Source organism: Georgenia sp. Z1491 (assembly GCF_057652395.1).
In genome coordinates, this window is sequence record NZ_CM172729.1 from 3,555,230 (window position 1) to 3,582,185 (window position 26,956).

A 26,956-nucleotide genomic window follows, 5' to 3' on the forward strand; every position below is an offset into this window, starting at 1 on the left:
GTCACCCGGCTCACGCGGGAGAGTGCACCGCCACGCGGGCGGCCCGGACGACCTTGTCGCCGATCCGGTAGCCCGGCTGGAGGACCTGGTCGATCGTGGGGACCTCGACCTCCGCGCTCTCGGAGCTCATGAGCGCCTCGTGCACGTTCGGGTCGAACTCCTCGCCCACGGCGCCGAAGCGCTCGAGGGAGAACCTCTGCTGGAGCGTCTGCTCGAGCTTGTCGGCGATCGAGGCGAACGGGCCGCTCAGGTCGTCGTGGCTGCGGGCCAGCGCGATGTCGTCGAGGACGCCGAACAGCGACTCCACGACCGACTCGACGCCGGCCTGCCGGTGACCGGCGGCCTCCGTGCGGGAGCGACGCACGAACGCCGCGTACTCCTGCTCGACGTTGTAGACGTCGGCCTTGCGCCGCGCCAGCTGGTCCTGCAGGTCCAGCACCTCCGCCTGCGCGACGGCGAGAGGGTCCTCCTCCGCCGCGACCTGGTCACCCTCCGGCCCGCCGGACGGCGCACCAGCAGGCGCACCGGCCGGCACGTCGGACGCCCCACCGGCTGGGCCACCGCCCGCGGCCGCACCCTCACCCGCGGGGCCGCCCGCGCCGGGCGCACCGGCACCGGGCGCCGCCGCGGCGTCGTCGGGAACCGCCTGACCCTGCGGTCCGCCCGCGGCCGGGCCGCCCGCCGGCGGGCGCACCCGTCCGGTCTCGGGGTCGAGGCGACGGCGGTCGTTGACCACCGGCTCCTCCCTCGGTCGGTCGGGCTGCTCGGTCACTTGCGGTCCTCCTCGTCGTCGACGATCTCGGCGTCGACGACGTCCTCGTCGGCGCCGGCGTCCGAGGCCTGCTCGCCCCCGGCGTCACCGAAGTCCGGCTGCTCCTGCGCGCCGACGTTCTCGTCGGCCTGCGCGGCGTAGAGCGCCTCGCCGATCTTCATCGCCTTGGTGTTGAGGTCGTCCTGCGCCGTCTTGATGGCCTCGACGTCCTCGCCCTCGAGCGCCTTCTTCAGGGCGTCGACGGACTCCTGGATCTCGCCCCGGACGTCCTCGGGCAGCTTGTCGGCGTTGTCGGTGAGCTGCTTCTCCACCGAGTACACCTGCTGCTCGGCCGTGTTGCGGGCGTCCGCCTCCTCACGACGCTTGGCGTCCTCGGCGGCGTGCGCCTCGGCCTCCTTGACCATGCGGTCGATCTCGTCCTTGGGCAGCGCCGAGCCGCCGGTGATCGTCATCGACTGCTCGGTGCCGGTGCCCTTGTCCGTGGCGGACACGTGGACGATGCCGTTGGCGTCGATGTCGAAGGCGACCTCGACCTGCGGCATGCCGCGCGGCGCCGGTGCGATGCCGGTGAGCTCGAACGTGCCGAGCGGCTTGTTGTCCCTCGCGAACTCGCGCTCGCCCTGGAAGACCTGGATGAGCACCGACGGCTGGTTGTCCTCGGCCGTGGAGAAGACCTCGGAGCGCTTGGTCGGGATGGCCGTGTTGCGCTCGATGAGCTTCGTCATCACGCCGCCCTTGGTCTCGATGCCCAGGGAGAGCGGGGTGACGTCGATGAGCAGGACGTCCTTGCGGTCGCCCTTGATGACGCCGGCCTGCAGGGCGGCGCCGACGGCGACGACCTCGTCCGGGTTGACGCCCTTGTTGGGCTCGCGGCCGCCGGTCAGGCCCTTGACGGCCTCGGTGACGGCCGGCATGCGGGTCGAGCCGCCGACGAGGACGACGTGGTCGATCTCGGAGAGCTGGATGCCGGCGTCGCGGATGACGTTCTCGAACGGCGCCTTGGTGCGGTCGAGGAGGTCCTTGGTCATGTCCTCGAACTTCGCGCGCGTGAGCTGCTCGTCGAGGTGGATCGGGCCCTCGGGCGTCATCGACAGGTACTGCAGGGAGATGTTCGTCGACGTCGCCGAGGAGAGCTCCTTCTTGGCCTGCTCGGCCGCGTCCTTGAGCCGCTGGAGCGCGATCTTGTCCTTGGACAGGTCGGGACCGCCGCGGCCCTTGACCGTGTCGACGAGCCAGCTGACGACCCGCTGGTCCCAGTCGTCGCCGCCGAGGCGGTTGTCCCCGGAGGTCGCGCGGACCTGGATCGTGGAGAACTCGTCCTCGTCCTTGCCGACCTCGAGCAGGGAGACGTCGAACGTGCCGCCACCCAGGTCGAACACGAGGATGAGCTCGTCCTCCTTGCCCTTCTCCAGGCCGTAGGCGAGCGCCGCCGCGGTGGGCTCGTTGACGATGCGCAGGACGTTGAGGCCGGCGATCTGGCCGGCGTCCTTCGTGGCCTGCCGCTCGGCGTCGTTGAAGTACGCGGGCACGGTGACGACGGCGTCGGTGACGGGCTCGCCGAGGTAGGACTCGGCGTCCTTCTTCAGCTTGCCCAGGATGCGCGCGGAGATCTCGGGCGCGGTGTAGGACTTGTCCTCGATGTCCACCGACCAGTCGGTGCCCATGTGGCGCTTGACGGAGGAGATCGTGCGGTCGACGTTGGTGACGGCCTGACGCTTGGCGATCTCGCCGACGAGGACCTCGCCGGACTTGCTGAACGCGACGACGGACGGCGTGGTGCGCTGGCCCTCCGCGTTCGCGATGACCGTCGGCTCGCCGCCCTCGAGGACGGAGACGACGGAGTTCGTGGTGCCGAGGTCGATCCCGACTGCTCGTGCCATGTGTGGTGCTCCCTAGTGGTTGCGCCGGCTGCGTGACCTGGTTGGCCGCGGCTTCCGACTGGTCTTGAGTCGTATGCACTCAACTCTGCACCCGCGCCGGTTCCGTTGTCCAGCCGACCGGGCGTGAAGCTGAGTCTGCCTGGCTCAACCTTGGAGGTGGGGTGGGTATTCCCGGGCGCGCAGAAGGCCCGGCCCGTAGCCTCTCGCCCTGTGCCACCACGCCGTCCACGTCCTCCCGCGGCGCAACCGCGCTTCGCCCGCCCGCTGCCGCCCGAGCAGTTCTCGCGCTGGTACGGCGGCTGGGACCCGCTCGACCCCACCACCGTCGGCGCCTTCATGCGGGGCTTCGACCGGCCGTGGTGGATCGTGGGCGGTTGGAGCATCGAGGTCGTTACCGGCGTCGCGCGCCCGCACGAGGACTTGGACGTCTCGATCCTGTCGAGCGACGCCGGGGCCTTCCGCCGCTTCCTCGGCGACCGGTGGACGCCGTGGAACGTCGACGAGGGGTGGCTGCGCCCCTTCGACGGGCGCTTCGGCGAGCTGCGGCCCGACAGCCAGCTGTGGGTGCGACGTGACGCGCGCTCGCCGTGGATCCTCGACGTGCCGTTCACCCCGGAGACCGGCGGCCGCTGGACCAACAAGCGCCTCGCCTCCCACACCGAGGACCTCGACGACGTCACGTGGGTCGCGCCCGACGGGCTGCGCTACGCACGGCCCGAGGTGACCCTCATGTTCAAGGCCGCCCAGGCTCGGGAGAAGGACCGGCAGGACGCCCGGGCCGCGCTTCCGCTGCTCGACGCCCGGGCGCGCCGGTGGCTGCGCGACGTCGTCGCGCGCCTGGACGCCGACCACGCCTGGCTCGACACCCTCTGAGCATCCGCGCCTCCGCCGCGCCGGGACGGGCGACAATCTCCCCGACGACGACGAACGGCGCCGAGCGGTGCCCCTCCGTCGTCGACGACGTGCACGAACGGCGGCGGGCCGGTCCGGCCGCACCACGACGACCACGGTGGCGGGCCGGCCCAGCCACTACGACGACCAGGGAGGCAGTGTGCAGCACGTGCTCTCGGCGACGGTGCCGGTCTTCCTCGTCGTCGCGCTCGGCTACGTCCTCACGCGGTCCGGCATGTTCCGGCGCGAGGACGCTGCGGTCCTGTCGCGGTTCGTCGTCAAGGTGGCGCTGCCTCTCCTCATCTTCGCCAACATCGCCGGCCGCTCCCCCGGCGAGGTCTTCCACGCCGTGTACCTGCTCACCTACGCGATCGCCGCGCTGGTGATGTTCGGCCTCGCTGCCGCCTACGCCCGCGCGCGGGGCAGGTCGAGGCTGCGGGCGATCTTCATGGGCACCGGCATGGCGGGGACGGCCAACGGGTTCATCGGGTTCCCGATCTTCCTCATCCTGTTCGCGGAGCGGGCGGGGGCCGCCGTCGGGATGGGCATGATCGTCGACAACGTACTCATCATCCCGCTCACGCTGCTGCTGGCCGAGCAGGCGACGGGCACGGGCACCGTCCGCGACCGGCTCGTCGCGACCCTGCGCGGTGTCGTCCTGCACCCGATGGTCATCGCGATCGTCGCCGCGCTCGCACTGAGCACGGCCGGCATCGACCTGCCGACGACGCTCGACCGCGGCGTCGACCTCCTCGCGGGCGCGTCGACGGGGGTGGCGCTGTTCGCCGTCGGCGGGATGTTCGTCGGTCTGCGCGTGCGCGGGGCGGTGGGGGACATCGCCACCACGGTCGTCGGGAAGCTGGCCGTGATGCCGGCGATCGCCGTCGGACTGATCCTCCTGCTCGACGCCGCCGGGCTGCCCCCGCTGCCGGCCGAGCTGCGGGCGGCAGCGGTGCTGATGTGCGCGCTGCCGACGTACTCGGTGCTGCCCGCGCTCGGCGAGGGGTACGGGGAGTCCGACGTCCCGACCGCGTCGATGATGCTCCAGACGGCGTGCTCGTTCCTCACGCTCTCGGGGTGGATGCTCGGCCTGCGCGCGATGGGTTGGCTGTAACGGGGCAGCGCCGACCGCACAGGTCCTCGCCGAGCGGGCGAGGTACCGCTCGCTCAGGCGTCGAGGAGGTCGAGGAACGCCAGCGTCGCGGGGCCGGGGTTGAAGTCGCTCCACGCCAGGTGCTCGACCCGGACCGGTCCGTCGACCACCGGGACGACCACCGTGCGGGCGTCGTCCGGCACGACGGCGGCCGGCAGCAGCGTGACCGCGAGCCCCTCGGCGACCAGACCGAGGAGCAGCTCGGGACCGATCGACTCGAAGGCCACCTCCCGCGCGACGCCCGCGGCCGCGAACGCGATGTCGCTCTGCGCGCGGCCCGGAGTGCCGGCGCCGAAGTCGGCGAACGTCTCGTCGGCCAGCTCGGCGAGCCCGAGTCGGCGTCGCCGGGCGAGCCGGTGCCCGGCCGGGAGCACGGCGACGAGCGGCTCACGGGCGAGCTCACGGGAGGCGACGCCGACCGGCGAGCGGGTGTCGGACAGGCCGAGCACGGCGAGGTCGAGCTCGCCGGAGCGGATCGCGGCGACGAGCTCGTCGCTGCCACCGCCGCGCATCGTCACCCGCACCGCGGGGTGCTCGTCGCGCAGCCGGCCCACGAGCGCGGGGACGTCGAGGGCGGTGACGGTCGGGATCAGCCCGATGCGCAGCGTCCCTCGCACCTCGCCGGCGGCGGACGCGGCCTCGGCAGCGGCGCGCTCGACAGCATCGAGCGCGGCACGGGCCGCCGGGAGGAAGGCCTCGCCGGCGGCGGTGACCTCCACCCGCCGGCTCGTCCGGGCGAAGAGATCGACGCCGAGCTCCCGCTCCAACGCCTTGACCTGGTGGCTGAGCGCCGACTGGACCACGAAGCAGCGCTCGGCGGCGCGGGTGAAGCTGCGGGTCTCGGCCACAGCGAGGACGTAGCGCAGCTGCTGCAGCTCCATCCATCCATCGTGCTACGCGATCGATCCGATGACAACGATGTGTTGGACTCATCAACCAAGGCGGGCCGACGCTGGTCGCATGACGACGACAGCACCCCGCCCGGGGACATCGGCGCCCGACGCGACGCCCACCGGACCGCCCGGACGCGGCACCACGCCCGACGTCGACACGCCTCACCCCTCACCCGGCCGCACCACCGCGCTCACCCTGGCGACCGCTCTTGCGCCGGCCGTGTGGGGGACGACCTACATCGCGACCACCGAGCTGCTCCCGGCGGACCACCCGATGTTCGCCGCGCTCATGCGCGCGCTCCCGGCAGGCCTGCTCGGCCTGCTCGTCGCCCGCCGGCTGCCCCGCGGCGCGTGGTGGTGGCGGTCCGCCGTGCTCGGCACGCTCAACATGGCCATCTTCTTCCCGCTGCTCTTCGTGGCCGCGGAGCGGCTGCCGGGCGGCGTCGCCTCGACCCTCGGCGCCACTCAGCCGATCCTCATCACCTTCCTCGCGGTCCTCATCCTCTCGGAGCGTCTCTCACGGTGGCGGCTCGCGTGGGGCGTCGTCGGCGTGCTGGGGGTCGGTCTCGTCGTGCTCGGACCCGACGCGGCGCTCGACCCGGTCGGCATCGCCGCGGGCATCCTCGGCGCCGCCTCCATGGGCACCGGCGTCGTGCTCACCAAGCGGTGGGGCCGGCCCGACGACGTGGGGCCCGTGGGGTTCGCCTCCTGGCAGCTGACCGCGGGCGGCCTCGTCCTGCTCGTCCCGACCCTCGTCGTCGACGGCGTTCCCACCGGCATCGACGCCCCGGCCGTCGCCGGGTACGCGTGGCTCGGCCTCGTGGGCGGGCTCATCGCCTACTCGCTGTGGTTCGCCGGGGTCCGCTCCCGCCCGGTCACCGCGACGGCACTCCTCGGCCTGCTCTCCCCCCTCGTCGCGGCGGTCCTCGGGGCCGCCGTCGTCGGAGAGCGCCTCACCCCGGTCCAGCTGGTCGGGTTCGCCCTCGCCCTGGCCGCCCTCGCCGCGGGCCAGCTCGCGCCGCGGCGCCGAAGGCCTGGCGCACGCCGCAGCAGCCAGCCGTCCCCTCGACGCTCCCGCATCGACGCGCACGCTCCGCACACCCCGACGACGCAGGAGGTCGCATCGTGAGGATCGTCGTCATCGGCGCGACCGGCATGGTCGGAACCCAGCTCACCAGCGAGGCCACGCGGCGCGGGCACGACGTCGTCGCCGTCTCGCGGAGCCCGGGGCGCACCCGCACGCGCAGTCCTCGAACCACCACCGACGACGACGCACGGCGGGGCACACCCGTGCGCACCGTCGCCCTCGACGTCTCACGACCAGGCGCGGCCGACGCGGTACTCGCCGGGGCCGACGCCGCGATCCTCGCCGCACGCGCACCGTCGGGGGCAGAGCGGAGAATCGGCCCGCTCACGACAACGGTCCTCGACGCCGCCCGCCGCACGGACACGCGGCTCCTCGTCGTCGGGGGTGCCGGCCCGCTCAGCTCTCCCGGGCGGGCGGACCCGGCACCGGGTGATGCGGAAGCGGTCCCGACGGAAGGCTGCCCGGCGCCCGGGGACGGCGGCCTGCTCGTCGTCGACGATCCGAGGTTCGTCCCGCCATCGTGGCGTGCCGTCGCGGCAGCGAGCCTGGACCAGCTGGCGGCGTGCGTCGTCCATCCGTACGAGGGGTGGACCTACCTCAGCCCGCCCGCCGTCCTCGCGCCCGGCGAGCGCTCGGGCCGCTACCGACGCGGGACCACCACCCTGCTCACGGACCCGGACGGCCGTTCGAGCATCTCGGTGGAGGATCTCGCGGTGGCCGCGATCGACGAGGTCGAGGTTCCGGGCACCGACCGGCACATCACCGTCGCGCGAAGCCACACGGAACACCCCCGCATCGACCGCTGACGCCGGCGCCTCGCCCGGGCCTCGGCGAGGTCGTGCCCGGACCGTCGAGATCGTGCCTCGCGCGCACGACCTCGCCGCCCCAAGCACGACCTCGTCGGAGATGCCCGGAGCAGGCCGAGGCGGACCAGGACGATCCGCGCCCAGAATCTCCTTGCGCATCGACTGAACGCACGTATAGCGTCCTGAACATGAGTTCAACGTCCGAGGATCTCACCACCAGGGCCCGCATCCGGGACGCCGCGATCCACCGGTTCGCGGCCCACGGCCTCGACGCGTCGCTGCGCAGCATCGCCGCCGATGCCGGGGTCAGCGCGGGCCTGATCCTCCACCACTTCGGCTCGCGCGCCGGCCTCCGCGAGGCCTGCGACGAGCACGTCCTGGCGCAGATCCGCGACTTCAAGTCCTCGGTCCTCCGGTCGAACGCCCGGGCGGCCGCGATGCTCATCCCGCTCGCGGGTATCGAGGGCTACACGACGCTCGTCGGCTACGTGCTGCGGGCGCTGCAGCACGGGGGCGAGCTGACCGACCGGTTCGTGAACGCCTCCGTCGACAACACGTCCGTCTACGTCCAGGAGGCGGTCGACGACGGCGTCGTCCGCCCGAGCCGCGCCCCCGCCGCGCGCGCCCGGGCGCTCACCGTCCTGTCCCTCGGCGCGCTGCTCCTCCAGCTCCCGGGCCGGCAGGAGCACTGGGACCTCGAGGAGCTGCCCGCCATGCTGCGCGCCTACGCCGACACGATGACGCTCCCGCTGCTCGAGCTGTACACCGAGCCGCTGCTCACGAGCCCCGACCTGCTCGCCGCCTACCTCGCCACGCCCGACGGTGCCAGGGCCGCGCAGGAGGGCCGGGCGACCGACGGGCTCGACGACGAGGACTCCGACCCTTCCGACCGCACCACCACCACACCCTCCGACGACGACACCGCCACTGCGGCGCCCGCCGCCACCGATCCCGCACCTTCCACCACGTCCCACAGGAGCACCGCATGACCAGCCCCGCGATCGAGGTCGCCGACCTCGTCAAGACCTTCGGCTCCACCCGCGCGCTCGACGGCTTCGAGCTCACCGTGCCCACCGGGCGCGTCACCGGATTCCTCGGCCCCAACGGCGCCGGGAAGTCCACGACCATCCGCGTGCTGCTCGGCATGCTCCGCGCCGACTCCGGCCGCGCCACCGTGCTCGGCCAGGACCCCTGGTCCGACGCCGTCGCCGTGCACCGCCGCCTCGCCTACGTCCCCGGCGACACGAGCCTGTGGCCGAACCTCACCGGCGGCGAGGCGATCGACGTGTTCACCCGCCTGCACGGCGGCACCGCCGACCGGCGACGCCGCGAGGAGCTGATCGAGCGCTTCGAGCTCGACCCGACGAAGAAGGCGCGCACGTACTCCAAGGGCAACCGGCAGAAGGTCGCCCTGGTCTCGGCACTCGCCTCCGACGCCGAGCTGTTCCTCCTCGACGAGCCGACCTCCGGCCTCGACCCCCTGATGGAGGCCGTGTTCACCGACGAGGTCCGGAAGCTGCGCGCGGACGGCCGCACGGTCCTGCTGTCGAGCCACATCCTCGGCGAGGTCGAGAAGCTGTGCGACACCGTGACGATCATCCGGGCGGGCCGAGCCGTCGAGTCCGGCACCCTCGCCGAGATGCGCCACCTCACGCGCTCGACCGTCACCGCGACGACCAGCCACCCCGCCGAGGCGTTCACCCGCCTCGACGGCGTCCACGACCTCGCCCGCGAGGGTGACCGCCTCACCTTCGACATCGACAACGCCCGGATCAACGAGGTCCTCCAGGTGCTCGCCGACGCCGGCGTCGAGAACCTGTCCATCACCCCGCCGTCGCTGGAGGACCTCTTCATGCGCCACTACGGCGACGACGTGAGCGAGGCCGCCTGATGACCGCCACAGCCACCGGTCGCACCGACGTCCCGCCGGCACGCCGCACGGACCGACCACCGCCCGACGCCGGCACAAGCCTCACGGGGACAGCGACCCTGGTCCGGCTCAACCTGCGGCTCGACCGGGTCCGCATCGCGGTGTGGGCGCTCGCCGTCGGGCTCGTCGTCCTCGGCTCGGTCTACTCCCTCGAAGGCGCGTTCCCCACCCAGGAGTCGCTCCAGGGCCGCGCCGACCTCATGTCGAGCCCGGCCGCGGTCATCATGAGCGGCCCGGCGTTCGCTCTCGACGACTACACGTTCGGCGCGATGGTCGCCAACGAGCTCGTGCTCTACGTGCTCCTCGCGGCGAGCATCATGTCGATCCTCCTGGCCGTGCGGCACACCCGCGCCGAGGAGGAGTCGGGGCGCCTCGAGCTCATCCGCTCGCTCCCCGTCGGCCGGTTCGCCGCGCCGACGGCGTCCGTCGTCACCGTCGCCGTCGCCAACGTCCTCGTCGGCGCGGCAGTGACGATCAGCCTGGTCGTCCCCGGGATGGCTGTCACCGACTCGCTCGCCCTGGGGCTCGCCACGGCGCTGACCGGCATGGTGTTCGCCGCGCTCGCCACGGTGGTCGCCCAGACCACCGAGCACGCTGGCGGGGCGAGCGGGCTGTCGGCCGCCGTCCTCGCGGGCGCCTTCCTCGTCCGCGGCATCGGCGACGTCATCGAGCCCACGGGCTCGTGGCTGTCCTGGTTCTCGCCGCTGGCCTGGGCCCAGCAGACCCGCCTGTTCGTCGACCTCAGGTGGTGGCCGCTCGCGGTCTCGGCGGCCGCCGTCGTCGTCCTGTACGTCGTGGCCGTCAGCCTCGCCCGCAGGCGTGACCTCGGCGCCGGCCTGCGCCGCCCCTCCCCCGGGCCCGCCAACGCGGCGCGCTCGCTGCTCTCCCCGGCCGGGCTCGCCGAGCGGCTCCTGCGCGGCTCGGTCATCGCCTGGGGAGTGGGGACCTTCCTGTTCGCCGTGGCGATGGGTTCCCTCGCCGGATCGATCGACGACATGCTCGAGGACAACCCCACTCTGCAGGACTGGGTCGCCCTGGAGGGCACGGACATGACCGCGCAGTTCGCGGGCATCATCCTCACGATCGTCCTCGTGGCACCGATGATCCTCGCCGTCTCGGGCGTGCTACGGCTCAAGGCCGAGGAGTCCTCGGGCCGCACCGAGCAGACGATCGTCACCGGCAGCTCGCGGACCGGCTACCTCGGGGGGTGGCTGCTGACGGTCGCCGTGCACATGGTCCTCCTCACCGTGGTCTCCGGTCTGGGCACCGGGATCGGCGTGGCCCTCGGGGTCGGCGAGGCCTCCCGGATCGGCGAGCTCACCCTCGCCGCGCTGGTGTACCTGCCGGCGATCGCGGTGCTCGCCGGGCTCGCGGTCGCGACGTTCGGCCTGGCGCCTCGCCTGACGGTCCTGGCGTGGCTGCTGGTGGTGTGGACGGCGCTCGTGCTGTTCCTCGGCGGCCTGCTCGACATCCCGGGCTGGGCGCTCGCGGTGTCCCCGTTCGACAGCACGCCGGCCCTGCCCGCGGAGGATCTCGAGGTGGCCCCGCTGCTCGTGCTGACGGGCATCGCCGCGGTGCTCGTCGTCGTCGGGGCGCTCGGGTTCCGACGCCGGGACGTCACCTCGCGCTGACCTCCGGCTCGAGCGCCCGGGCGAGGTCGGCCCAGACGTCCTCCACGTCCTCGATCCCGACGCTCATGCGCACCAGGCCCGTCCGGGTGCCCTCGCCCCAGCGGTTGCGCCGCTCGGCGGTGGTCTCGACGCCGCCAAGCGAGGTCGCCATGATGACGAGCTCGGTGCGGGCGAGCACGCGGTCCGCCGCGTCCTCGCTCCTCAGGCAGAAGGACACGACGGCACCGAACCCACCCATCGTGCGGGCGGCGAGCTCGTGCCCGGGGTCGTCCGGCAGGCCCGGGTAGGCCACCGAGGTGACCGCCGGGTGGTCCGCGAGGCGCTCGGCGAGGACCTGGGCGCTCGCCTCGGCGCGGTCGAGGCGGACGGCGAGCGTGCGCAGACCGCGCAGGGCGAGGAAGGTCTCCATGCCGCCGGGGAAGCCGCCGTGCAGGGAGCGCTGCCGCACGATCGGCGCGAGGGCGTCGGGGTCCCGGGCGACGACCACGCCCATGAGCAGGTCGGAGTGCCCGCCGATGTACTTGGTGGCCGAGTGCACGACGTACGTGGCGCCGAGCTCGAGCGGCCGGAGCCGCAGCGGGGTGGCGAACGTCGAGTCGACCGCCACCGGCACGCCACGCTCGGCGGCGATCGCGGCGAGGGCCTCGACGTCGAGGATCTCGAGCAACGGGTTGCTCGGCGTCTCGAGCCACAGCAGCGCCGGCACACCCTCTGCGGCCGCGGCGTCGAGGGCGGCGGCGACGGCGTCGTGGTCGGTGGCGTCGACGGGGACGTCGCGCAGGCGCCCCAGCGCGGTGAGGTCGGCGAGCAGCGAGCGCACGCCGTGGTAGATCGTCGAGGAGCTGACCACGTGCGTGCCGACCGGCATCGTCTCGACGATCGCCGCGGCCGCCCCCATGCCGGAGGAGAAGGCGACGGCGTGCCCGCCGTCCAGGGAGCCGAGAGCGGCCTCCAGGGCGGTGGTGCCGTCGGTCCCGAACCGGGTGTAGTCGGTGCCGCCCTCGCGCAGCGTCGACGCCAGCGACGGCGGCACGTTGAGGGGTGCGCCGGGCCCGGCGGGGCGGCCGAGGGCGACGGCGCGGGTGCGGGCGGACCAGTTCTCGTTCACCCGGCCAGGGTAGGTCGGGGCCCGATCGGCGAGCTCGGCCGCCCGGCGCGGTGTCAGCGCATACGGGGCGGCAGAAGCCTCTCGAGCGGGAAGTAGGGCAGGTACAGCACGCCCGAGAGGTTGTGCCTGAACGTGATGCCCATGATCGCCTTGATGCCCCAGTGCATCGAGAACGCACTGACCGCCCAGAGGCGGGCGAGACGGCGGTCGAGCAGCGCGAGCGGTGCCGCGAGCTCGAGGACGAGCGACCCGGCGGCCGAGACCGTGAACAGGAACGTCTGGTCGTAGAGCCGGATGCCGAGACCGGCGGCCTCGCTGCCGAGGAGCTCCTTGCGCAGGCCGTCGGCGGCGATCTGCCGTCGCAGCACCTCGCCGTCGGCCCACCGCCAGCCCATCGGGCCGAGCACCTTGGCGTAGCCGGCGAGGAAGTAGTTGACGGCGGTGACGGCCTGCATCCCGCGCACGGGCGCGGCGTACCGCCAGGACGGCGCCGGCGCCCCTGGGTGAGCCGGGCCCGGGGTCGTCGCCGTCGGGCCCACCCGTCGCCTGAGGAGCCGGTCGACCGAGACGGCGTCGGCGGACGGGGTCACGCCCAGCACCGCGGTGTGCAGGACGAGGTTGTTGTCGCTGTGGAAGATCATCGACCACGAGTTGCGGTAGGACAGCGTCCACGTGAGCAGGGCGGCGTGCAGGGGTCCCGTCACCCGGTGGCGGACGCCGAGAGTGAACGCGACGTCGCTGGCGAGGGTGGCGTACATCAGGGCGTCGGCGACGGGCGCCGGCAGCGGACGCCGGAGGATCTTCACCGGGCCGACGGGCTGGAACAGGCCGGGGTCGGTGCGGTGGACGCGGCGGAACATCCGCACGCGCCTGCCCAGGTAGTAGGCGGTGTAGGCGCCGGTCGCGACCCGGTTGAGCGCGGGTCGCGCGGCCGCGGTGGCGGGCAGGAGGCGCCGGTCGAGGGCGGACGCGAGGCGCCGGGCGCCGGCGCGGATCCGGGTGGACATCGAAGGTCTCCAGGTGGGCCGGGGACGGGCGGGTCGGTACGTCGGGGCGGGTGCGTCGGCACTGGTACGTCGGGGACCGGGTGCGCCGAGCGGGAGGCACGCCGGGCGGCGGGATCGCGCGGTCGGTCAGGTCATGGTGCGCGGGACCGGCACCTCGGCGAGCACGGTGCGGCGTCGGGGCGTGCGGTCCCCCGCGAAGAAGTCGTCGAAGCGGTGCACGCTGGTGACGACGCGGACGTGGCGGACCGCGGCGTCGTCGCGCGCCGACGACGCCGCGACCGACGCCGCGACGAGGCGCGCGACCTCCTCGGCCCGCCCCTCGCGCACGCGGCGGTTGATCTGGCGGCGAACCTGGTTGAGCCCGCCGGTCCCGGCGTGGCCGCAGTGCAGGATCCGCTCGGTGCCGTCGGCGTCGATGCCGAGCAGGTGGTGCACGGTGCCGTTCCTCGTCCGGCGCACGGAGAACATCGGGTAGTAGGACAGGGGGAAGCCGTCGACCCGTTCCTTTGCCGGGCGGCGGTTCTGCCGGATCGGCGCGGCCACGACCGCGCACAGCGCGATCCCCGCGAGGTAGGTGAGGGTCTTGGCGCGGCCGGGCGAGCTCGCTGCCCGGCCCCGGTGCGAGGTCGCGGCGAGCCGGTTCATCGGGTCACCTCGATACTGGTCATGTCCACTCCTTCGTGTCTTCGTCCCGGGCTCGTCGAGCGTCGGAGGTGGGCGAGCGCCGCGCGGGCCGCGTGGTAGCCGTTCATGCCGTGGACGCCGCCGCCGGGGGGTGTCGACGCCGAGCACACGAACAGCCCGGGCACCCCCAGCCCGTAGGGCCGCAGGGTGGCGCGCGGCCGCAGCAGGAGCTGCGCCCCACCCATCGAGCCCCCGATGACGTCACCGCCGACGAGGTTGGCGTTCCACGCCGCGAGGTCGGCGGGCGCGGATTCCACCCGGCCCAGCACGCGGTCGCGGAACCCGGGGGCGAACCGTTCGATCTGTGCGTCGATCCGGTCCCCCACCGGTGCCGCCGAGCCGTGCGGGGTGTGGGCGTAGGCGTAGAGCACCTGGCGGCCGGCGGGGGCGCGTCCGGGGTCGAGGGCGTTCTGCTGGGCGACGAGGACGTAGGGCCGGTCGGGGTGGCGGCCGCGGTGGACGTCGCGCTCGGCGGCCGCGATCTCGTCGAGCGTGCCGCCGAGGTGGACGGTGCCGGCGCGGCCGACGCGCTCGTCGCGCCACGGCACGGGGCCGTCGAGGAGGTAGTCGACCTTGTGGGTGGCGGTGCCGTAGCGCCAGCGGCGCAGCCCGCGGGCCACGCCGTCGGGCAGCTCGTCGCCGACGAGGTCGGCGACGGCGTGGGGCCCGAGATCGAGCAGCACGACGTCCGCGGGCCGCACCTGCGCGAGGTCGGTGATCTCGGCGCCGGTGACCACCCGCCCGCCGTGCGCCTCGAGCTCGGCGACCAGCGCGGCCGCGATCGCGCGAGACCCGCCGCGGGCGACGGGCCAGCCGGTCGCGTGGGCGGCGGCGCCGAAGAGGACGCCGAAGGCGGCGGTCAGCGGGTGGGTCAGCGGCAGGACGGAGTGCGCGGAGGTCCCGGCGAACAGGGCGCGCGCCCGCTCCGCACGGAAGAGGGTCCTCGCGACGGTGGTCGCCGACAGCGCGCCGCGCAGCCCGAGGCGGGCGAGCGCCGCGGGGTGACGCGGAACGCGGAGCATCGGTCCGAGGAAGCCCGCGGTCGTCTCCTGCCAGGCGTCGACGACGGGGCCGTAGAGGCGCTGCCACGCCCTGCCGTCGCGTCCGAGGTCGGCGGCCGTGTACCTCAGCGAGCGGTACTGGACGGCGGCCGGACGGTCGTCGAGCGGGTGAGCCACGGGGATGTCCGGCTGGATCCACTCCAGCCCGTGCCGTGCGAGGTCGAGGGTGGCGAGGAACGGGCTCGCGATGCCGAACGGATGGACCGCGGAGCCGAGGTCGACCGTCGTCCCCTCGCCGAGGACCGGCCCGGAGCGGGTGGCCCCGCCCGGTTCCGGCCCGGCCTCGTAGACGGTGACGGCGATCCCCGCGCGAGCCAGCGCGACCGCGGCGGCCAGCCCGTTGGGGCCCGACCCGACGACGGCTGCGGTCCGGCCGGCCACGGCCGGGTCGTGCCCGACGTCGAACGGCGAGCGGCTCATGCCGGCACCGCCTCGGCGAGCCGTGCGGCGTCGTCGTCGGACGAGAGGAGCTCCGCGGGGGTGGCGACCCTGGTGAGCCGGCCGTCCTCCAGGCACCAGACGACGTCGGAGGACGCCATGAGCTCGTGCCGGTGCGTGACCACCAGGGCGGTGCCGTGGTGGTCGGCCAGCACGCGGTCGACGACACGTGAGTTCTCGGGGTCGAGGTGGGCCTCGGCCTCGTCGAGCACGAGCAGCGCGGGCCGGCCCAGGGCGGCGCGGGCGATGGAGATGCGCGCCTGCTGGCCGGCGGAGAGCCGGCCGCCGCCGGGGCCGACGTCGGTGTCCCAGCCGTCGGGCAGGGAGGCGACGAGCTCGTCGAGGCCGCACAGGCGGGTCACGCGCTCGAGCTCGGCGTCGTCGACCCTGGGGATCCGGTAGGTGACGTTGCGCCGGACGCTGCCCGAGAGCAGGGGCATGCTCGGCGAGGAGATCCCGATCGAGCGCCGGACGGAGCGCAGCGAGCGGTGCCGGACGTCCTGCCCGTCGATGCGCACGGTCCCGGCGTCGGGGTCGACGAGGCGGGCCACGACGGAGGTGAGCGTGGACTTGCCCGCGCCGTTGGGTCCGACGACGGCGACCCGGGTGCCGGGCTCGGCGCGGACGGTGACGTCGGTCAGCGCGGTGCCGAGGCTGACGTCGTCGACCTCGACGAGGCCGCGGTCGACCTCGATGTCCGGCGCGCCGGGCGTGACCGGCAGCGGGGCGATGTCGAGGAACCGGCGCACGGCCGCCATGGCGACCTTCGCGCGGGAGGCGTACTCGGCGACCCGCCCGAGGTCCCGCAGGTAGCCGGCGAGCATGCCGGCCACGCTCACGCCGGCGACGATCGTGCCCGGGGAGGCCCGGCCGGCCGTGACCTCGATGCCGCCGACCACCAGGGCGGCTGCGCTCGCGGCGACGGCGGTGCCCTCGGCGATGGCGCGGGCGGCGCCCGAGGCACGTGCCTGGTCGACCATGGCGGCGGCGACCTTCTCGCTGTGCCGGCCGACCCGCTTGCCCTCGCGGCGTTCCTGGCCGGCGGCCTGGAGCACGGCGACCTGGGTGAGCCGCTCGGTGACCTCGCCGGTCAGGCGGGACCGGCGTCGCCGGGAGACCTTGGCGGTGCGCATCATCCACGGGGTGATGGCGAGCGTGAGCGCCCCGCCGAGGACGAGCACCCCGCCGACGGCCAGGCCGAGGGTGAGGTTCATCCACGCGACGGCGGTGATCGCCAGGGCGATGGCGACGCCGGCCACGGTGAGGCGGGCGAGGCCGCGGCTGACCCACAGCCGCAGGGCGGACAGGTCGCCGACGAACTTCATCAGCATGTCGCCGCGGCCGCGGCGGCCGAGCTCGCGCGCCGGGACGGCGGTGAGGTGCGTGAAGAGGACGGCGCGGACCTCGGTGACGTAGTGCTGGCCGAGCTTCTCCGACTCCGTGCGCTCGGCCCCGCGCATCCAGGCGCTGATCAGCACGCAGGCGAGCAGGCCGACGACGAGGGTCGTCAGGCCCGTCGCGCCGGGGGACGGTTGAGAGCCCTGGCCGCCGGCCGCCGACCCGAGGAGGGTGTCGAAGCCGCGCTGGGTGAGCATCGCGACGCCGACGGCGGCGAGCGCCTGGCCCACGCCGATGCCGATGAGCAGGACGAAGCGCAGGCGTCGACCGGCGCCGATCGGGCGCGGGACGCTCGGGGCCTTGGGGACCGGTGGCTCGTTCTCGGCCGGCGGCGCGTGCGCGGAGCCGACGTCGTGGGCCTCGGACGTCGGCGCGCGCACGGAGGCGACGTCGTGGGCCTCGGACGGGGTGGGCGCCGAGTACGGCGTCGGCGCGCCCGTCGGCCGGGGAACCGGACGGGTCATGGTCAGACCGCCTTCGCGTCCTCGCTGAGCGCGGCGAGGCCCGGCACACCCCGGGTACGGGTGGCCAGGGCGGCGTCGCGCAGCATCACGGCCTGCTCGGGCTCGTCGAGGGCCATCGTGTCGACGATAGTCATGTTCGGGTGCACGGCCTCGAGCTCGCGGACCGCCAGCGGCGCGGACGTGAGCAGGCCGCTGACGGCGAGGAGCGGGAGATCGGCGTCGGCGAGCCAGCGCACACCCGCGACGGCGCCGAGCGCGTCCCGCGCGGCGAACACCACGCCGTCGGTCCGTGCCGTCGGTCTGTCGCTGTGTCGCCGCGCGTGCCGTCTCCGGCTGACTGGAACGCTAGAAACCCCTGGTGAGAGAGGAGTCACCGCCGAGATAAGACCGCGCTCACACGGGGGTCGGACGACGTGCGGACGCCGCGTCGGACGGCTCGGACCCTGCGCGTGCCGCCCCTACGCTGTCGACCCATGGACGACGCACACCGGCCCGGACCCGACGACGCCGGTCGGGACGACGACCCGGCCCGCGCGGACGACCCCGCGGTCGCGATCGGGGGCATCCACGGGTCCGACCGGACGTGGACGTACGCGATCTTCGGCGGTGGCGGCGCGGCGGTCGGCGCCCTGGTCCCGCTGCTGGCGGGCTGGGCCGCGCGGGTGCCGTGGATGCCGTTCCAGGGGCCGCTCGAGCTGATCGGGTCGTTCGACCAGTCCTGGCTCTCGTGGGGCAGGCCGCTGCTCGGGCTGCTGCTGGGCCTGGCGCTCGGCGCCGTCGTCGTGCATCGCGCCACGGTCCTCATGGTGAGCCGCGAGCGGATCACGGTGACGCGCGGCAACGAGGTGGTCCGGGAGATCGCGCGCGACCAGGTCGACGCCGTGTACCCCGAGAAGGGTCACCTCGTCGTCGAGACCGCCGCCGGCCGTCGCCTGTACGACGACGAGCTCGAGGGAGACCGCGGCCGGCACCGCGAGGTGCTGCTCGCGGCCGGCTACCCGTGGGAGGGACCGCGCGACTGACCCCGCCAGGTCGCCCGGCGTCCGGTCGCCGAGAGTGGGGGTGCGAGCGCGGGGCCGGCCGTCACCGGTCGACGACCGTGAACGTCCCGTCGCGTCGGGTGTCCTCGGCACCGCGCACCTCGCGGGCGCCGTGGTCGATCGCCAGCGCCTGTACCGAGCCGAAGACGTGGTCCTCGGGGTCCGGTACCTCGATCGAGTACCCGAGCCCGGCGAGCGCATCCGCGGTGGCAGCGTCCGGGGCCGCCTCCATCTGCAGGATCTGCCCCTCGGCGTGCGCCCGGGGCGCGGCGACCGCCTCCTCGAGGCTCTGGTCGTGGAGCACCCACCGGGCGACGACGCCGGTGAGGATGTTGGGGATCCGCCGACCGCCGGGCGTGCCGATCGCGAGGACGGGCCGGTCCTCGCCGTCGACGACGACCGCGGGGATCGACCAGCTGACCGACCGTCGGCCGGGTGCCGGCTCGTTGGCGTCGGTGGTCCCGATGGCCTCGAACCGGGTGAGCTGATCGTTGAGGAAGAATCCGCCGACGCTCTGCCCCGACCCCCAGAAGTGCGTGATGGTGTTCGTCATCGACACGGCCAGCCCGTCCGCGTCCACCACGCTGACGTGGGTCGTGTTGCCCGCCTCCGCGAGGTCGGCCCGTTCCGGCACCGCCGGGGCAGGCCCGGCGGGCGCGGGCCCGTCGACGCTCGGGTCGATCGGCAGCGCCCCGGCGAGCTCCGCGTTGGCCCCGGGGTCGGTGATCTCGTCGAGCGGCACGTCGACGAAGGCGGGGTCGCCCAGCAGGGTCTGCGCGGTCCCGTCCGCCACCTGCCAGGCGCCGGCGAGTCGGTGGGTGTGGTCCGCGGTGCCCGGCTCGAGGTCGGCGACGCCCAGAGCCTCGGCGACCTGAAGCTGCTGGACGAGGGCGGCCCCCGGCAGGGGCGGTGCGGCGGCGAGCACCTCGTGGTCACCGAGCGCCCCGCGCGCGGGCTGCGAGCGGACCACCTGGTAGCCCGCGAGCGAGCCAGGGTCGAGCCCCGGAGCGGCGGCGAGGTCGCTGCTCAGGGTGCCGGTGTAGAAGGCGTCCGCGCCCTCGTCCGCGAGCACGCCCAGCGTCGCGGCGAGCTCGTCCTGGACGAGGGTCTCCCCCTCGCCGAGGGGCGTGCCGCCGGTGGTGAACTGGGGGTTCTCTGCCGCCACCTGGCGCCCGGTGGGCGTGTCGAGCAGACCGGCGAGAACCTCGGAGACCGGGTGCCCGTCGGACGCGAGCTCGATCGCGGGCTCGAGGAGCCGGCTCCACTCGAGGCGCCCGTGGTCCGCGTGCAGCTCCGCCATGCCGGCGACGAACCCGGGGACGCCGGTTCCGCCCGGGGGGACGACGCCGTCGTCGGGGACGACCTCGCGGTAGTCGTAAGCCTGCGGTTCCTCGTCCCCGACCGTGGGGACGACGAGTGTCGCGCCGCCGCCCCCGACGCCGGACGCGAACGGCTCGACGACCGAGACGGCGAACGCGGTGGCGATCGCCGCGTCGACGGCGGACCCGCCGTCGGCCAGGACCTCCGTTCCCGCCTCGACCGCGGCGGGGTCGCCGGCGCTCACGCCCATCGAGTCCAGGGCCGTCTCGTCCGGTGGGTCCGACGGGGTCTCCGTCGCCTCTGCCGAGGGTGCCTCCGACGGCGACGTCCCGTGCGTCGGGCTGGGCCCGACGGTCGGCGTGGGCGGGGATCCGGGCTCCGTGGTGGGCTCCGGTCCCGACGAGGGCTCCGACGCGGTGCACCCCCCGGCGAGCGTCGCCGCCGCGACCACCACCACCGCGAGGCGGGAGCGCGCGGACGCGTGCCGTCGTCGTGTCATCGTTCCTCCACCTCACACCGACGTCGTGGCACCGTCCAGGTTGGCATGCCGCGCCCCCACGCGCCGGTCGGCCGGCGCTCCCGGGCCGCGGGCACGCGCACGACGGGGCCGGGGTGGTCGTCGCAACCCCGGTGGCCGCGCCCTTTCGCCAGCAGGCACGCGCTCTCGGTAACCTCGCAGCAAGGCCACCCGAGAGCCCACGGCGCGGTCGGTCCACAGTCGGGGAGGTGGGGGCGTGTGACCGATGACCACCGCGGGGCCGTGACGTCCGAGCGGCGGGGGGACGAGCGGATCGTCGCCCTGGACGTCGCGCGCACGGTCGCGATCGTCGGGATGGTCGCCGTCAACGTCGGCCCGACCGGGGTGCCGGGCTGGGCGGGCTCCGTGTACAACCTGCCCCACGGGCGCGCGTCCGTGCTCTTCGTGCTGCTCGCCGGCGTCGGGCTCTCGATGCTGACCCGGCGCGTGCGCGGACCGCGCGGCCGGGAGTACCGGCCGCGCACCTGGCTGGTCGTCGCCTGGCGGGCCGCCCTGGTGCTCGTCATCGGGCTGGTTCTGCAGCTCCTGGACCACGGGTCCGACGTCATCCTCGTCACGTACGCGGTGCTGTTCGCCGTCGGCGGCCTCGTCATGGCGGCGTCCGACCGCGTGCTGCTGGTCGCTGCCGGGCTGGCCGTCGTCGCCGGCCCGCTGCTGTGGATGTGGCTCGGGACGGGCGACGTCTCCCCGGCGCCCGACCTGCTGATGACGCCGGTCGAGGCGGCGCGATCGGCGGTGCTGACCGGCCCATACCCGGTCGTCACCTGGCTGGCGCCGTTCCTGTTCGGGATGTGGCTCGGCCGGCGCGACCTCGGTGACCGCCCGACGCAGTGGCGACTCGCCGCGTGGGGGCTCGGCATCACCGTCGGCGCCGCCGTCGTCTCCGCCCTCGGCGCGGCTGCGTTCTACGACCCGGACGGCGAACCGTTCCCGGGCCTCCTCGTCACGAGCGCGGCGCACGGTCAGATGCCGTTGTGGCTCGTCGGTTCCGCGGCGAGCGCGGTGGCGGTCGTGGGCGTCGCGCTCCTGCTCGGCGACGAGCTCGCGCGCCCCTGGGCGCGGCCGCTCGTGGCAACGGGTCAGCTCGCTCTGACCATCTACGTCGGGCACCTGCTCGTGCTCGCCGCCCTCCGGCCCCTGCCGCACACGCTCACCCAGGGGTACGCACTGTCCGCGCTCATCGTCGTCGGTGCCGTGGCCGGGGCGACGGCCTGGCGCATCGGGATCGGTCGAGGGCCGCTCGAGTCGCTCCTGCGACCGCCCCGTCGGCGGCGGTGATCGCCCCTCTGGCCCGCTCGTCAGGGGTCGGGCGCCCCGGCGCTCAGAGCAGCCCGGCGAGCACGCGGGCGTGGTTGTGCTCCGTGTCCTTGGCGGCGTACAGCAGGGTCACCCGCTCGTGCTCCTCGACCAGCTCTGCGAGGTGGTCGAGGGCGTCCGAGCCCTCGAGCTCGGCCTCGTAGCGCCTGCCGAACTCCTCGTACCGGTCCGGGTCGTGGCCGAACCACTTGCGCAGGTCGGTGGACGGCGCCACGTCCTTCAGCCACTCGTCGAGCTCGGCGTCCTCCTTCTTCACGCCGCGGGGCCAGACCCGGTCGACGAGCACGCGGTACCCGTCCGATCGCGCCGCGTCGTCGTACACGCGCTTGATCTCGACGCCCATGACTCCCCTCCGATCAGCTCGCGTTGAGTGCGGTCCGGTTCCGCTCCGCGACCGTCATGAAGTATCGGTACAGGGCGGGAAGGTCGAAGCTCTTGGGGAACTCGAACGTGTAGGTCGCCGTCGCGGAGTTGTGCGCTCGTAGCCGCGGGGTCGTGATGTAGGTGATCGTCAGCTCGGAGTCGTCGATCCCCGAGCCGGCAGTCTCGGCGGTCACGTCCACGACCGAGTCGAGCGCGATCGAGAAGACCCGCACCTTCTTCCCGGTCACGCCCTGCCGGTCGGTCGTGATGATGCGGCGGTCCGTGAGCGCGAAACCGTCCCGGATCATGCGGTAGGCGGACTGGAGCTGCTCGCCCTCGGTCAGCCACTGGCCGTAGGTCGCACGGGCGCCCTTCTCGTCCATCTGCTGCATGTTGCCGGCGAGCCCCTGCAGGAACCCCATGGTCGAACCTCCGAGGTCGGCGTGACGTGTCGACCCAGGCTAGGCCCGACCGCCGACACGCGACGGACACTGCGACAGCGGGTTCGCGCCGAACCCCCAGATCGAACGCCGAGACAGACGACGGCGCATGTGGGTTCGGCGGCCAGCGGGTGGGTTCGGCGGCGAGCGAGAGCGCCCGACGGACGGAGAGCCTCCCCGCACCGCGCACCCGCTTCGGGACCGCAACCGTCCGTCCGGTCTCGTCTGCCGAACGAACCCCACAGTTGCTGTCACCGCGTCATATCCTGGACGCAGGCCGGTCCGGGGCGATCCCCGGGAGCGCATACCCCCAGGTCCCCCACCCGAGAGCTCGGGGTCAGCGCGGCCGACAACTTCATACGAATTCATGGATCTGGGAATGATTCGTCCCCCGACGACATTGGACCGGACAGGAACGTGACGCACCGGGCGCCCCCGATCACGCGCCCGGACCACGTGACCGCCCCGACACTCCCGAATGCCCGGGGCAGGACGACATCCACGAGAGGAACACCGTGACCGCAGGTAACGCACCCGTCCCGCACGACCCGAGCGTCGACACGCTCGGCCCGCTCCCCGAGGGCACGGCGCCCACCGGCGCCAGCACGCGCGAGAACGGCGCGCCCGCCGTCAGCGACCGCAACTCGCTGAGCGTCGGCACGAACGGCCCGCTGCTGCTCCACGACGTCAAGCTCGTCGAGTCCCTCGCCCGCTTCAACCGCGAGTCGGTCCCGGAGCGTCGTCCGCACGCCAAGGGCTCGGGCGCCTTCGGCCGCTTCGAGGTGACGAACGACGTCTCCGCCTACACCAAGGCCGCCGTGTTCCAGCCGGGCGCCCGCACCGAGATGCTCGCCCGCTTCTCCACCGTCGCCGGCGAGCTGGGCTCGCCCGACACGTGGCGCGACGTCCGCGGCTTCTCGCTGCGCTTCTACACGACCGAGGGCAACTACGACCTCGTCGGCAACAACACGCCGGTGTTCTTCGTGCGCGACCCCATGAAGTTCCCCCACTTCATCCACTCGCAGAAGCGCCTGCCCGACTCGGGCCTGCGCTCGAACGACATGCAGTGGGACTTCTGGACGCTCAACCCCGAGTCGGCCCACCAGGTCACCTACCTCATGGGCGAGCGCGGCCTGCCCGGCACGTGGCGCCACATGAACGGCTACGGCTCGCACACCTACCAGTGGGTCAACGAGTCCGGTGAGCGCTTCTGGGTGAAGTACCACTTCCACACGAACCAGGGCATGGAGTTCCTCAGCAACACCGAGGCCGACGAGCTGGCCGGCACCGACGCGGAGCACCACCGCCGCGACCTGTTCGACGCGATCGCCCGCGGCGACCACCCGTCCTGGAAGCTCTCGGTCCAGGTCATGCCGTACGAGGACGCGAAGACCTACCGGTTCAACCCGTTCGACCTCACCAAGGTGTGGCCGCACGCGGACTACCCGCTCATCGAGGTCGGCACGATGACGCTCGACACGAACCCGGTCAACCACCACGCCCAGATCGAGCAGGCCGCGTTCGCGCCCTCGAACGTGGTCCCCGGCATCGGCTTCAGCCCCGACAAGATGCTGCTCGGCCGCGTCTTCGCCTACGCCGACGCGCAGCGGTACCGCATCGGCCCGAACTACAACCAGCTGCCCGTCAACAAGCCGATCGTCGAGACGAACAACTACGGCCAGGCCGGTCCCATGGAGTACGAGCACAGCGGCGCCCGGCCGAACTACGTGCCCAACTCCCACGGTCGCGACTACGCCGACTTCCAGGGCGTCGAGGACGAGGGCTGGGAGGCCGACGGCGAGATGGTGCGCCAGGCGTACGCGCTCCACGCCGAGGACGACGACTTCGGCCAGCCGGGCACCCTGGTCCGCGAGGTCTGGAACGACGACCAGCGCGCCGCCTACGTCGACCAGGTGGCGGGCTCCCTGCTCGGCGGCGTGAGCGAGGCCGTGCGCGAGCGCGTCTACCTCTACGTCAAGGCCGTCGACCAGGCCACCGGCCAGGCGATCGAGGACAAGGTCCGCGCGGCGGGCGCCTGATCCCGAACCTTCGGGGCCGCCGGTGAACGGCGGCCGACGCACGACGGCGCACCCCGAGCCCGGGGTGCGCCGTCGTCGTTCCCGTCCGCTCCGGGCACCGCGAGCCGAGCGGGTCGCCGGCACCCCCGGCCCGACGACGGGGCAGACTCTCCCCGATGACCTCGCTGCTCGCCGCCCACCCGCTCACGCTCGGCACGATGTACTTCGGCACGACCGTGCCGGCCCGCATCGCCCACGACGTGCTCGACCGCGCCCGCGACCTCGGCGCGCTCTCCTGGGACACGGCCAACATCTACGCGCACTGGGTGGGCCGCGACGGCGGGGAGTCCGAACGCACGCTGGGCGCCTGGTTCGACTCGCGCGGACCGATCGCCCGCGACGAGGTCACCCTCGCCACCAAGATCGGCAACCTGCCCGTGGCCGGCGGCCCCGGGCCGGGCGGGACCACGGGCCTCGGCGCCTCGGCCGTCCGACGGCAGGTCACCGACTCGCTGCAGCGGCTGCGCACCGACCGAGTCGAGGTGCTCTACGCCCACATCGACGACCTCCACACGCCCCTCGACGAGACCCTCGGCGCCCTGTCCGACCTCATCGACGAGGGACTGGTGCGCGAGATCGCCGCGAGCAACTACTCGGCCGAGCGTCTGCACGCCGCGCTGTCCGTACCCACCGCGCACCGCTTCACCGCGCTGCAGCAGCGCTTCACCTACCTGCGGCCCGCTCCGGGTGCGGACCTCTCACCCCACGTCCAGCTCGACGACGCCGTAGCGCACCTCGCGCACCGCTCCGGCCTCACGCTCGTCGGGTACTCCCCGCTGCTGTCCGGGGCGTACACCCGGGCGGATCGGCCGATCCCCGAGCAGTACCGCACACCCGCACTCGGCCCGGCGCTCCTCGCGCTCGGCGAGGTCGGTTCGGAGGTCGATCTCGACGCCGGACAGACGGTGCTGGCGTGGATGACGCAGCGCGGGCGCCCCGTACGGCCGGTGGCCGGCGTCTCGAGCGTGGGCCAGATCGAGGACGCGTGGCGTGCGGTCACGACCGAGCTGGATCCCGACCAGATCGACCGTCTCGACCGCGCCCGGATCGTCGGCCCCGCCGCCCGATGACCCGGGAGACACCCGACAGGACGATCGCCAGCACCACGGCGACCACGATCGCGACGAGCACGTCGTCGAGCACGATCCCGACGCCGACGCCCACGGCGATCCCGAGGACGAAGCGCAGGGTCCACGGCTGCTCTCCCATCCCTCCAGGCTCCCGAACAGAACCACGGGCTGCAAGAGTGGTCGCATGACCTCCGACAGCTCGATCGACGCGGACCTGCTCGTCATCGGCTGGGGCAAGGCCGGCAAGACGCTGGCCCGCGCGCACGCCACGGCCGGGGAGCGGGTGGTCATCGTCGAGGCCGACCCGCAGATGGTCGGCGGGACGTGCATCAACATCGGCTGCGTGCCGACGAAGGCGCTCGTCCACCGCGCCGCCGGACGCAGGGACGAGGATGCGGCGGGTTGGTTCCGGTCCGCCCAGGGCTTCCGCACCGCCCTGACCGCCAAGCTGCGCGCGGCCAACCTCGCGATGGTCGACGACCTCGACTCCTCGACCGTTCTCATCGGCACGGCGCGGTTCGTCGGCGACCGGACCGTCGAGGTCGCCACCGCGGACGGCACGGTGACGGTCCGGGGGACGCACGTCGTCGTCAACACCGGGTCCGAGCCGTCGTTCCCACCGATCGAGGGCCTGCGGGCCAGCGCATACGTCGTCGACTCCACCGGTGTCCAGCTCCTGGGGTCCCTGCCCGAGCGGCTCGTCGTGCTCGGGGCGGGACCGATCGGGCTCGAGCTGGCGGACGCGTTCACGCGGTTCGGTTCGCAGGTGACGGTCGTCGACGTCGCCGAGCGGCTGCTGCCGCGCGAGGACGAGGACGTCGCCGCCAGCGTGCGCGCCGCCATGGAGGACGCGGGGACGACGTTCCTCCTCGGGGCGTCGGCCCGCCGCGTCGTCGACGGCGACAAGGCCGCCGACCTCATCCTCGACGTCGCGGGCCCGGACGGGGGCGCAGCCACCGAGCGCACGCTGACCGCGGAGGCGATCCTCGTGGTGACCGGCCGGAACCCCCGCACCGCCGAGCTGGACCTGGAGGCGGGCGGTATCGCCGTCGGGGAGCGCGGCGCGATCACCGTCGACGAGCACCTGCGCACCAGCGCCGAGGGCGTGTTCGCGGTGGGCGACGTCAACGGCGGCCCGCAGTTCACGTACATCTCCTACGACGACCACCGGATCGTGGCGGACCAGCTGCGCGGCGGGTCGTCGCGGTCGACCGAGGACCGGGTGGCCGTCCCGACGACCACCTTCCTCACGCCACCGCTGGCCCGCGTGGGCCTCACCGAGGCGGAGGCCACCGAGCGTGGGATCGACGTCGTCGTGCGGTCCAAGCCGGTCGCGGCGATCGCCGCGATGCCACGCCCGAAGGCGGTCGAGGAGACCCACGGGCTCATCAAGGTGCTCGTCGAGGCGGGCACCGACCGCATCGTCGGGGCGGCCCTGCACACGGTCGACGCCCAGGAGGTCGTCAACCTCCTCGCGCTCGCCATGCGGCACGGCATCACCGCGAGCGATCTGCGCGACGGCATCTGGACGCACCCCTCGTCGACCGAGGCCCTCAACGAGGTCCTCGCGTAGCGCCCGGAGCCGTG

The 26,956-nt window shown here is 73.8% G+C and carries 24 protein-coding genes; 12 read left to right on the forward strand and 12 right to left on the reverse strand.

What is annotated here, in order from left to right:
• Positions 1-10: 10 nt before the first annotated feature.
• Together AC24HA_RS16410 and dnaK are read right to left on the reverse strand one after the other, a co-directional pair.
• Complete coding sequence (locus tag AC24HA_RS16410; protein ID WP_425707568.1) at positions 11-772, reverse strand: nucleotide exchange factor GrpE; 762 nt, start codon at positions 770-772, stop codon at positions 11-13.
• Positions 769-2,652 (reverse strand): molecular chaperone DnaK, encoded by a 1,884-nt coding sequence (gene dnaK / locus AC24HA_RS16415; protein ID WP_425707567.1) that lies wholly within the window; start codon positions 2,650-2,652, stop codon positions 769-771. Before dnaK ends, AC24HA_RS16410 begins: the two co-directional genes overlap by 4 nt.
• A 210-nt stretch (positions 2,653-2,862) precedes the next feature.
• On the opposite strand from dnaK, the gene AC24HA_RS16420 reads away from it, so the two are divergent.
• Positions 2,863-3,525 (forward strand): nucleotidyltransferase domain-containing protein, encoded by a 663-nt coding sequence (locus tag AC24HA_RS16420; protein WP_425707566.1) that lies wholly within the window; start codon positions 2,863-2,865, stop codon positions 3,523-3,525.
• 178 nt (positions 3,526-3,703) lie between these two features.
• On the forward strand, positions 3,704-4,657 hold the full coding sequence (locus AC24HA_RS16425) for an AEC family transporter (protein ID WP_425707565.1): 954 nt from the start codon (positions 3,704-3,706) through the stop codon (positions 4,655-4,657).
• Between the two features lie 53 nt (positions 4,658-4,710).
• Here AC24HA_RS16425 and AC24HA_RS16430 read toward each other — a convergent pair whose 3' ends face one another.
• Positions 4,711-5,577: a LysR family transcriptional regulator gene (locus tag AC24HA_RS16430; protein WP_425707564.1), complete on the reverse strand. Its 867-nt coding sequence runs from the start codon at positions 5,575-5,577 to the stop codon at positions 4,711-4,713.
• Positions 5,578-5,656: 79 nt separating this feature from the next.
• Between AC24HA_RS16430 and AC24HA_RS16435 the strand changes: the two genes are divergently transcribed.
• From AC24HA_RS16435 to AC24HA_RS16455, 5 genes are all read left to right on the forward strand, one after another.
• Positions 5,657-6,718 carry an EamA family transporter gene (locus AC24HA_RS16435; protein ID WP_425707563.1) on the forward strand — a complete coding sequence of 354 codons (1,062 nt, stop codon included), beginning with the start codon at positions 5,657-5,659 and terminating at the stop codon, positions 6,716-6,718.
• Positions 6,715-7,482, forward strand: a complete 768-nt coding sequence (locus AC24HA_RS16440; protein WP_425707562.1) for an NAD(P)-dependent oxidoreductase — start codon at positions 6,715-6,717, stop codon at positions 7,480-7,482. The genes AC24HA_RS16435 and AC24HA_RS16440 overlap by 4 nt, the downstream gene beginning before the upstream one ends.
• A 188-nt stretch (positions 7,483-7,670) precedes the next feature.
• Positions 7,671-8,471, forward strand: coding sequence for a TetR/AcrR family transcriptional regulator (locus AC24HA_RS16445; RefSeq protein ID WP_425707561.1), 801 nt, complete (start codon positions 7,671-7,673; stop codon positions 8,469-8,471).
• Positions 8,468-9,373 (forward strand): ABC transporter ATP-binding protein, encoded by a 906-nt coding sequence (locus tag AC24HA_RS16450; RefSeq protein WP_425707560.1) that lies wholly within the window; start codon positions 8,468-8,470, stop codon positions 9,371-9,373. Before AC24HA_RS16445 ends, AC24HA_RS16450 begins: the two co-directional genes overlap by 4 nt.
• Positions 9,373-11,043: an ABC transporter permease gene (locus AC24HA_RS16455; protein ID WP_425707559.1), complete on the forward strand. Its 1,671-nt coding sequence runs from the start codon at positions 9,373-9,375 to the stop codon at positions 11,041-11,043. The genes AC24HA_RS16450 and AC24HA_RS16455 overlap by 1 nt, the downstream gene beginning before the upstream one ends.
• On the opposite strand, the gene AC24HA_RS16460 is transcribed toward AC24HA_RS16455, so the two are convergent.
• From AC24HA_RS16460 to AC24HA_RS16485, 6 genes are all read right to left on the reverse strand, one after another.
• A complete protein-coding gene (locus AC24HA_RS16460) occupies positions 11,030-12,151 on the reverse strand; it encodes a trans-sulfuration enzyme family protein (RefSeq protein WP_425707558.1) in 1,122 nt (373 codons plus the stop codon). The two genes, AC24HA_RS16455 and AC24HA_RS16460, sit on opposite strands and share 14 nt — an antisense overlap.
• 53 nt (positions 12,152-12,204) lie before the next feature.
• Positions 12,205-13,158: a hypothetical protein gene (locus AC24HA_RS16465; protein WP_425707557.1), complete on the reverse strand. Its 954-nt coding sequence runs from the start codon at positions 13,156-13,158 to the stop codon at positions 12,205-12,207.
• 126 nt (positions 13,159-13,284) lie between these two features.
• On the reverse strand, positions 13,285-13,803 hold the full coding sequence (locus tag AC24HA_RS16470; RefSeq protein WP_425707556.1) for a hypothetical protein: 519 nt from the start codon (positions 13,801-13,803) through the stop codon (positions 13,285-13,287).
• On the reverse strand, positions 13,800-15,323 hold the full coding sequence (locus AC24HA_RS16475) for a phytoene desaturase family protein (protein WP_425707555.1): 1,524 nt from the start codon (positions 15,321-15,323) through the stop codon (positions 13,800-13,802). The genes AC24HA_RS16470 and AC24HA_RS16475 overlap by 4 nt, the downstream gene beginning before the upstream one ends.
• Positions 15,320-17,203 (reverse strand): ATP-binding cassette domain-containing protein, encoded by a 1,884-nt coding sequence (locus AC24HA_RS16480; RefSeq protein WP_425707554.1) that lies wholly within the window; start codon positions 17,201-17,203, stop codon positions 15,320-15,322. The genes AC24HA_RS16475 and AC24HA_RS16480 overlap by 4 nt, the downstream gene beginning before the upstream one ends.
• Before the next feature lie 2 nt (positions 17,204-17,205).
• On the reverse strand, positions 17,206-17,481 hold the full coding sequence (locus AC24HA_RS16485) for a hypothetical protein (protein WP_425707553.1): 276 nt from the start codon (positions 17,479-17,481) through the stop codon (positions 17,206-17,208).
• 195 nt (positions 17,482-17,676) lie between these two features.
• Here AC24HA_RS16485 and AC24HA_RS16490 point away from each other — a divergent pair, with 195 nt between their 5' ends.
• Entirely contained in the window at positions 17,677-18,225 is a 549-nt protein-coding gene (locus AC24HA_RS16490) for a YqeB family protein (RefSeq protein WP_425707552.1), read from the forward strand.
• Between the two features lie 61 nt (positions 18,226-18,286).
• On the opposite strand, the gene AC24HA_RS16495 is transcribed toward AC24HA_RS16490, so the two are convergent.
• Positions 18,287-20,062, reverse strand: coding sequence for a gamma-glutamyltransferase family protein (locus tag AC24HA_RS16495; RefSeq protein ID WP_425707551.1), 1,776 nt, complete (start codon positions 20,060-20,062; stop codon positions 18,287-18,289).
• A gap of 237 nt (positions 20,063-20,299) precedes the next feature.
• On the opposite strand from AC24HA_RS16495, the gene AC24HA_RS16500 reads away from it, so the two are divergent.
• Positions 20,300-21,379 (forward strand): DUF418 domain-containing protein, encoded by a 1,080-nt coding sequence (locus AC24HA_RS16500; protein ID WP_425707550.1) that lies wholly within the window; start codon positions 20,300-20,302, stop codon positions 21,377-21,379.
• 43 nt (positions 21,380-21,422) lie between these two features.
• On the opposite strand, the gene AC24HA_RS16505 is transcribed toward AC24HA_RS16500, so the two are convergent.
• The gene (locus tag AC24HA_RS16505; protein ID WP_425707549.1) at positions 21,423-21,761 is read right to left on the reverse strand and encodes a DUF488 domain-containing protein; all 339 of its coding nucleotides are present in this window, start codon (positions 21,759-21,761) and stop codon (positions 21,423-21,425) included.
• 13 nt (positions 21,762-21,774) lie between these two features.
• Positions 21,775-22,203, reverse strand: coding sequence for a PH domain-containing protein (locus AC24HA_RS16510; protein WP_425707548.1), 429 nt, complete (start codon positions 22,201-22,203; stop codon positions 21,775-21,777).
• A gap of 533 nt (positions 22,204-22,736) precedes the next feature.
• Here AC24HA_RS16510 and AC24HA_RS16515 point away from each other — a divergent pair.
• The 3 genes from AC24HA_RS16515 to AC24HA_RS16525 all read left to right on the forward strand — a co-directional run bounded on the left by AC24HA_RS16515 (position 22,737) and on the right by AC24HA_RS16525 (position 26,942).
• On the forward strand, positions 22,737-24,260 hold the full coding sequence (locus AC24HA_RS16515) for a catalase (protein WP_425707547.1): 1,524 nt from the start codon (positions 22,737-22,739) through the stop codon (positions 24,258-24,260).
• Positions 24,261-24,415: 155 nt separating this feature from the next.
• Positions 24,416-25,369, forward strand: coding sequence for an aldo/keto reductase (locus AC24HA_RS16520; protein ID WP_425707546.1), 954 nt, complete (start codon positions 24,416-24,418; stop codon positions 25,367-25,369).
• A gap of 184 nt (positions 25,370-25,553) precedes the next feature.
• Positions 25,554-26,942 (forward strand): FAD-dependent oxidoreductase, encoded by a 1,389-nt coding sequence (locus tag AC24HA_RS16525; protein WP_425707545.1) that lies wholly within the window; start codon positions 25,554-25,556, stop codon positions 26,940-26,942.
• The last annotated feature ends 14 nt before the right edge of the window (positions 26,943-26,956 follow it).

What these genes read in the sequence shown, in the direction of transcription:
- dnaK (WP_425707567.1), bottom strand. Translation starts at nt 2,652, where the DNA reads ATGGCACGAGCAGTCGGGATCGACCTCGGCACCACGAACTCCGTCGTC.
- AC24HA_RS16430 (WP_425707564.1), bottom strand. Translation starts at nt 5,577, where the DNA reads ATGGAGCTGCAGCAGCTGCGCTACGTCCTCGCTGTGGCCGAGACCCGC.
- AC24HA_RS16435 (WP_425707563.1), top strand. Translation starts at nt 5,657, where the DNA reads ATGACGACGACAGCACCCCGCCCGGGGACATCGGCGCCCGACGCGACG.
- AC24HA_RS16445 (WP_425707561.1), top strand. Translation starts at nt 7,671, where the DNA reads ATGAGTTCAACGTCCGAGGATCTCACCACCAGGGCCCGCATCCGGGAC.
- AC24HA_RS16450 (WP_425707560.1), top strand. Translation starts at nt 8,468, where the DNA reads ATGACCAGCCCCGCGATCGAGGTCGCCGACCTCGTCAAGACCTTCGGC.
- AC24HA_RS16455 (WP_425707559.1), top strand. Translation starts at nt 9,373, where the DNA reads ATGACCGCCACAGCCACCGGTCGCACCGACGTCCCGCCGGCACGCCGC.
- AC24HA_RS16465 (WP_425707557.1), bottom strand. Translation starts at nt 13,158, where the DNA reads ATGTCCACCCGGATCCGCGCCGGCGCCCGGCGCCTCGCGTCCGCCCTC.
- AC24HA_RS16470 (WP_425707556.1), bottom strand. Translation starts at nt 13,803, where the DNA reads ATGAACCGGCTCGCCGCGACCTCGCACCGGGGCCGGGCAGCGAGCTCG.
- AC24HA_RS16475 (WP_425707555.1), bottom strand. Translation starts at nt 15,323, where the DNA reads ATGAGCCGCTCGCCGTTCGACGTCGGGCACGACCCGGCCGTGGCCGGC.
- AC24HA_RS16480 (WP_425707554.1), bottom strand. Translation starts at nt 17,203, where the DNA reads ATGACCCGTCCGGTTCCCCGGCCGACGGGCGCGCCGACGCCGTACTCG.
- AC24HA_RS16490 (WP_425707552.1), top strand. Translation starts at nt 17,677, where the DNA reads ATGGACGACGCACACCGGCCCGGACCCGACGACGCCGGTCGGGACGAC.
- AC24HA_RS16495 (WP_425707551.1), bottom strand. Translation starts at nt 20,062, where the DNA reads ATGACACGACGACGGCACGCGTCCGCGCGCTCCCGCCTCGCGGTGGTG.
- AC24HA_RS16505 (WP_425707549.1), bottom strand. Translation starts at nt 21,761, where the DNA reads ATGGGCGTCGAGATCAAGCGCGTGTACGACGACGCGGCGCGATCGGAC.
- AC24HA_RS16510 (WP_425707548.1), bottom strand. Translation starts at nt 22,203, where the DNA reads ATGGGGTTCCTGCAGGGGCTCGCCGGCAACATGCAGCAGATGGACGAG.
- AC24HA_RS16520 (WP_425707546.1), top strand. Translation starts at nt 24,416, where the DNA reads ATGACCTCGCTGCTCGCCGCCCACCCGCTCACGCTCGGCACGATGTAC.
- AC24HA_RS16525 (WP_425707545.1), top strand. Translation starts at nt 25,554, where the DNA reads ATGACCTCCGACAGCTCGATCGACGCGGACCTGCTCGTCATCGGCTGG.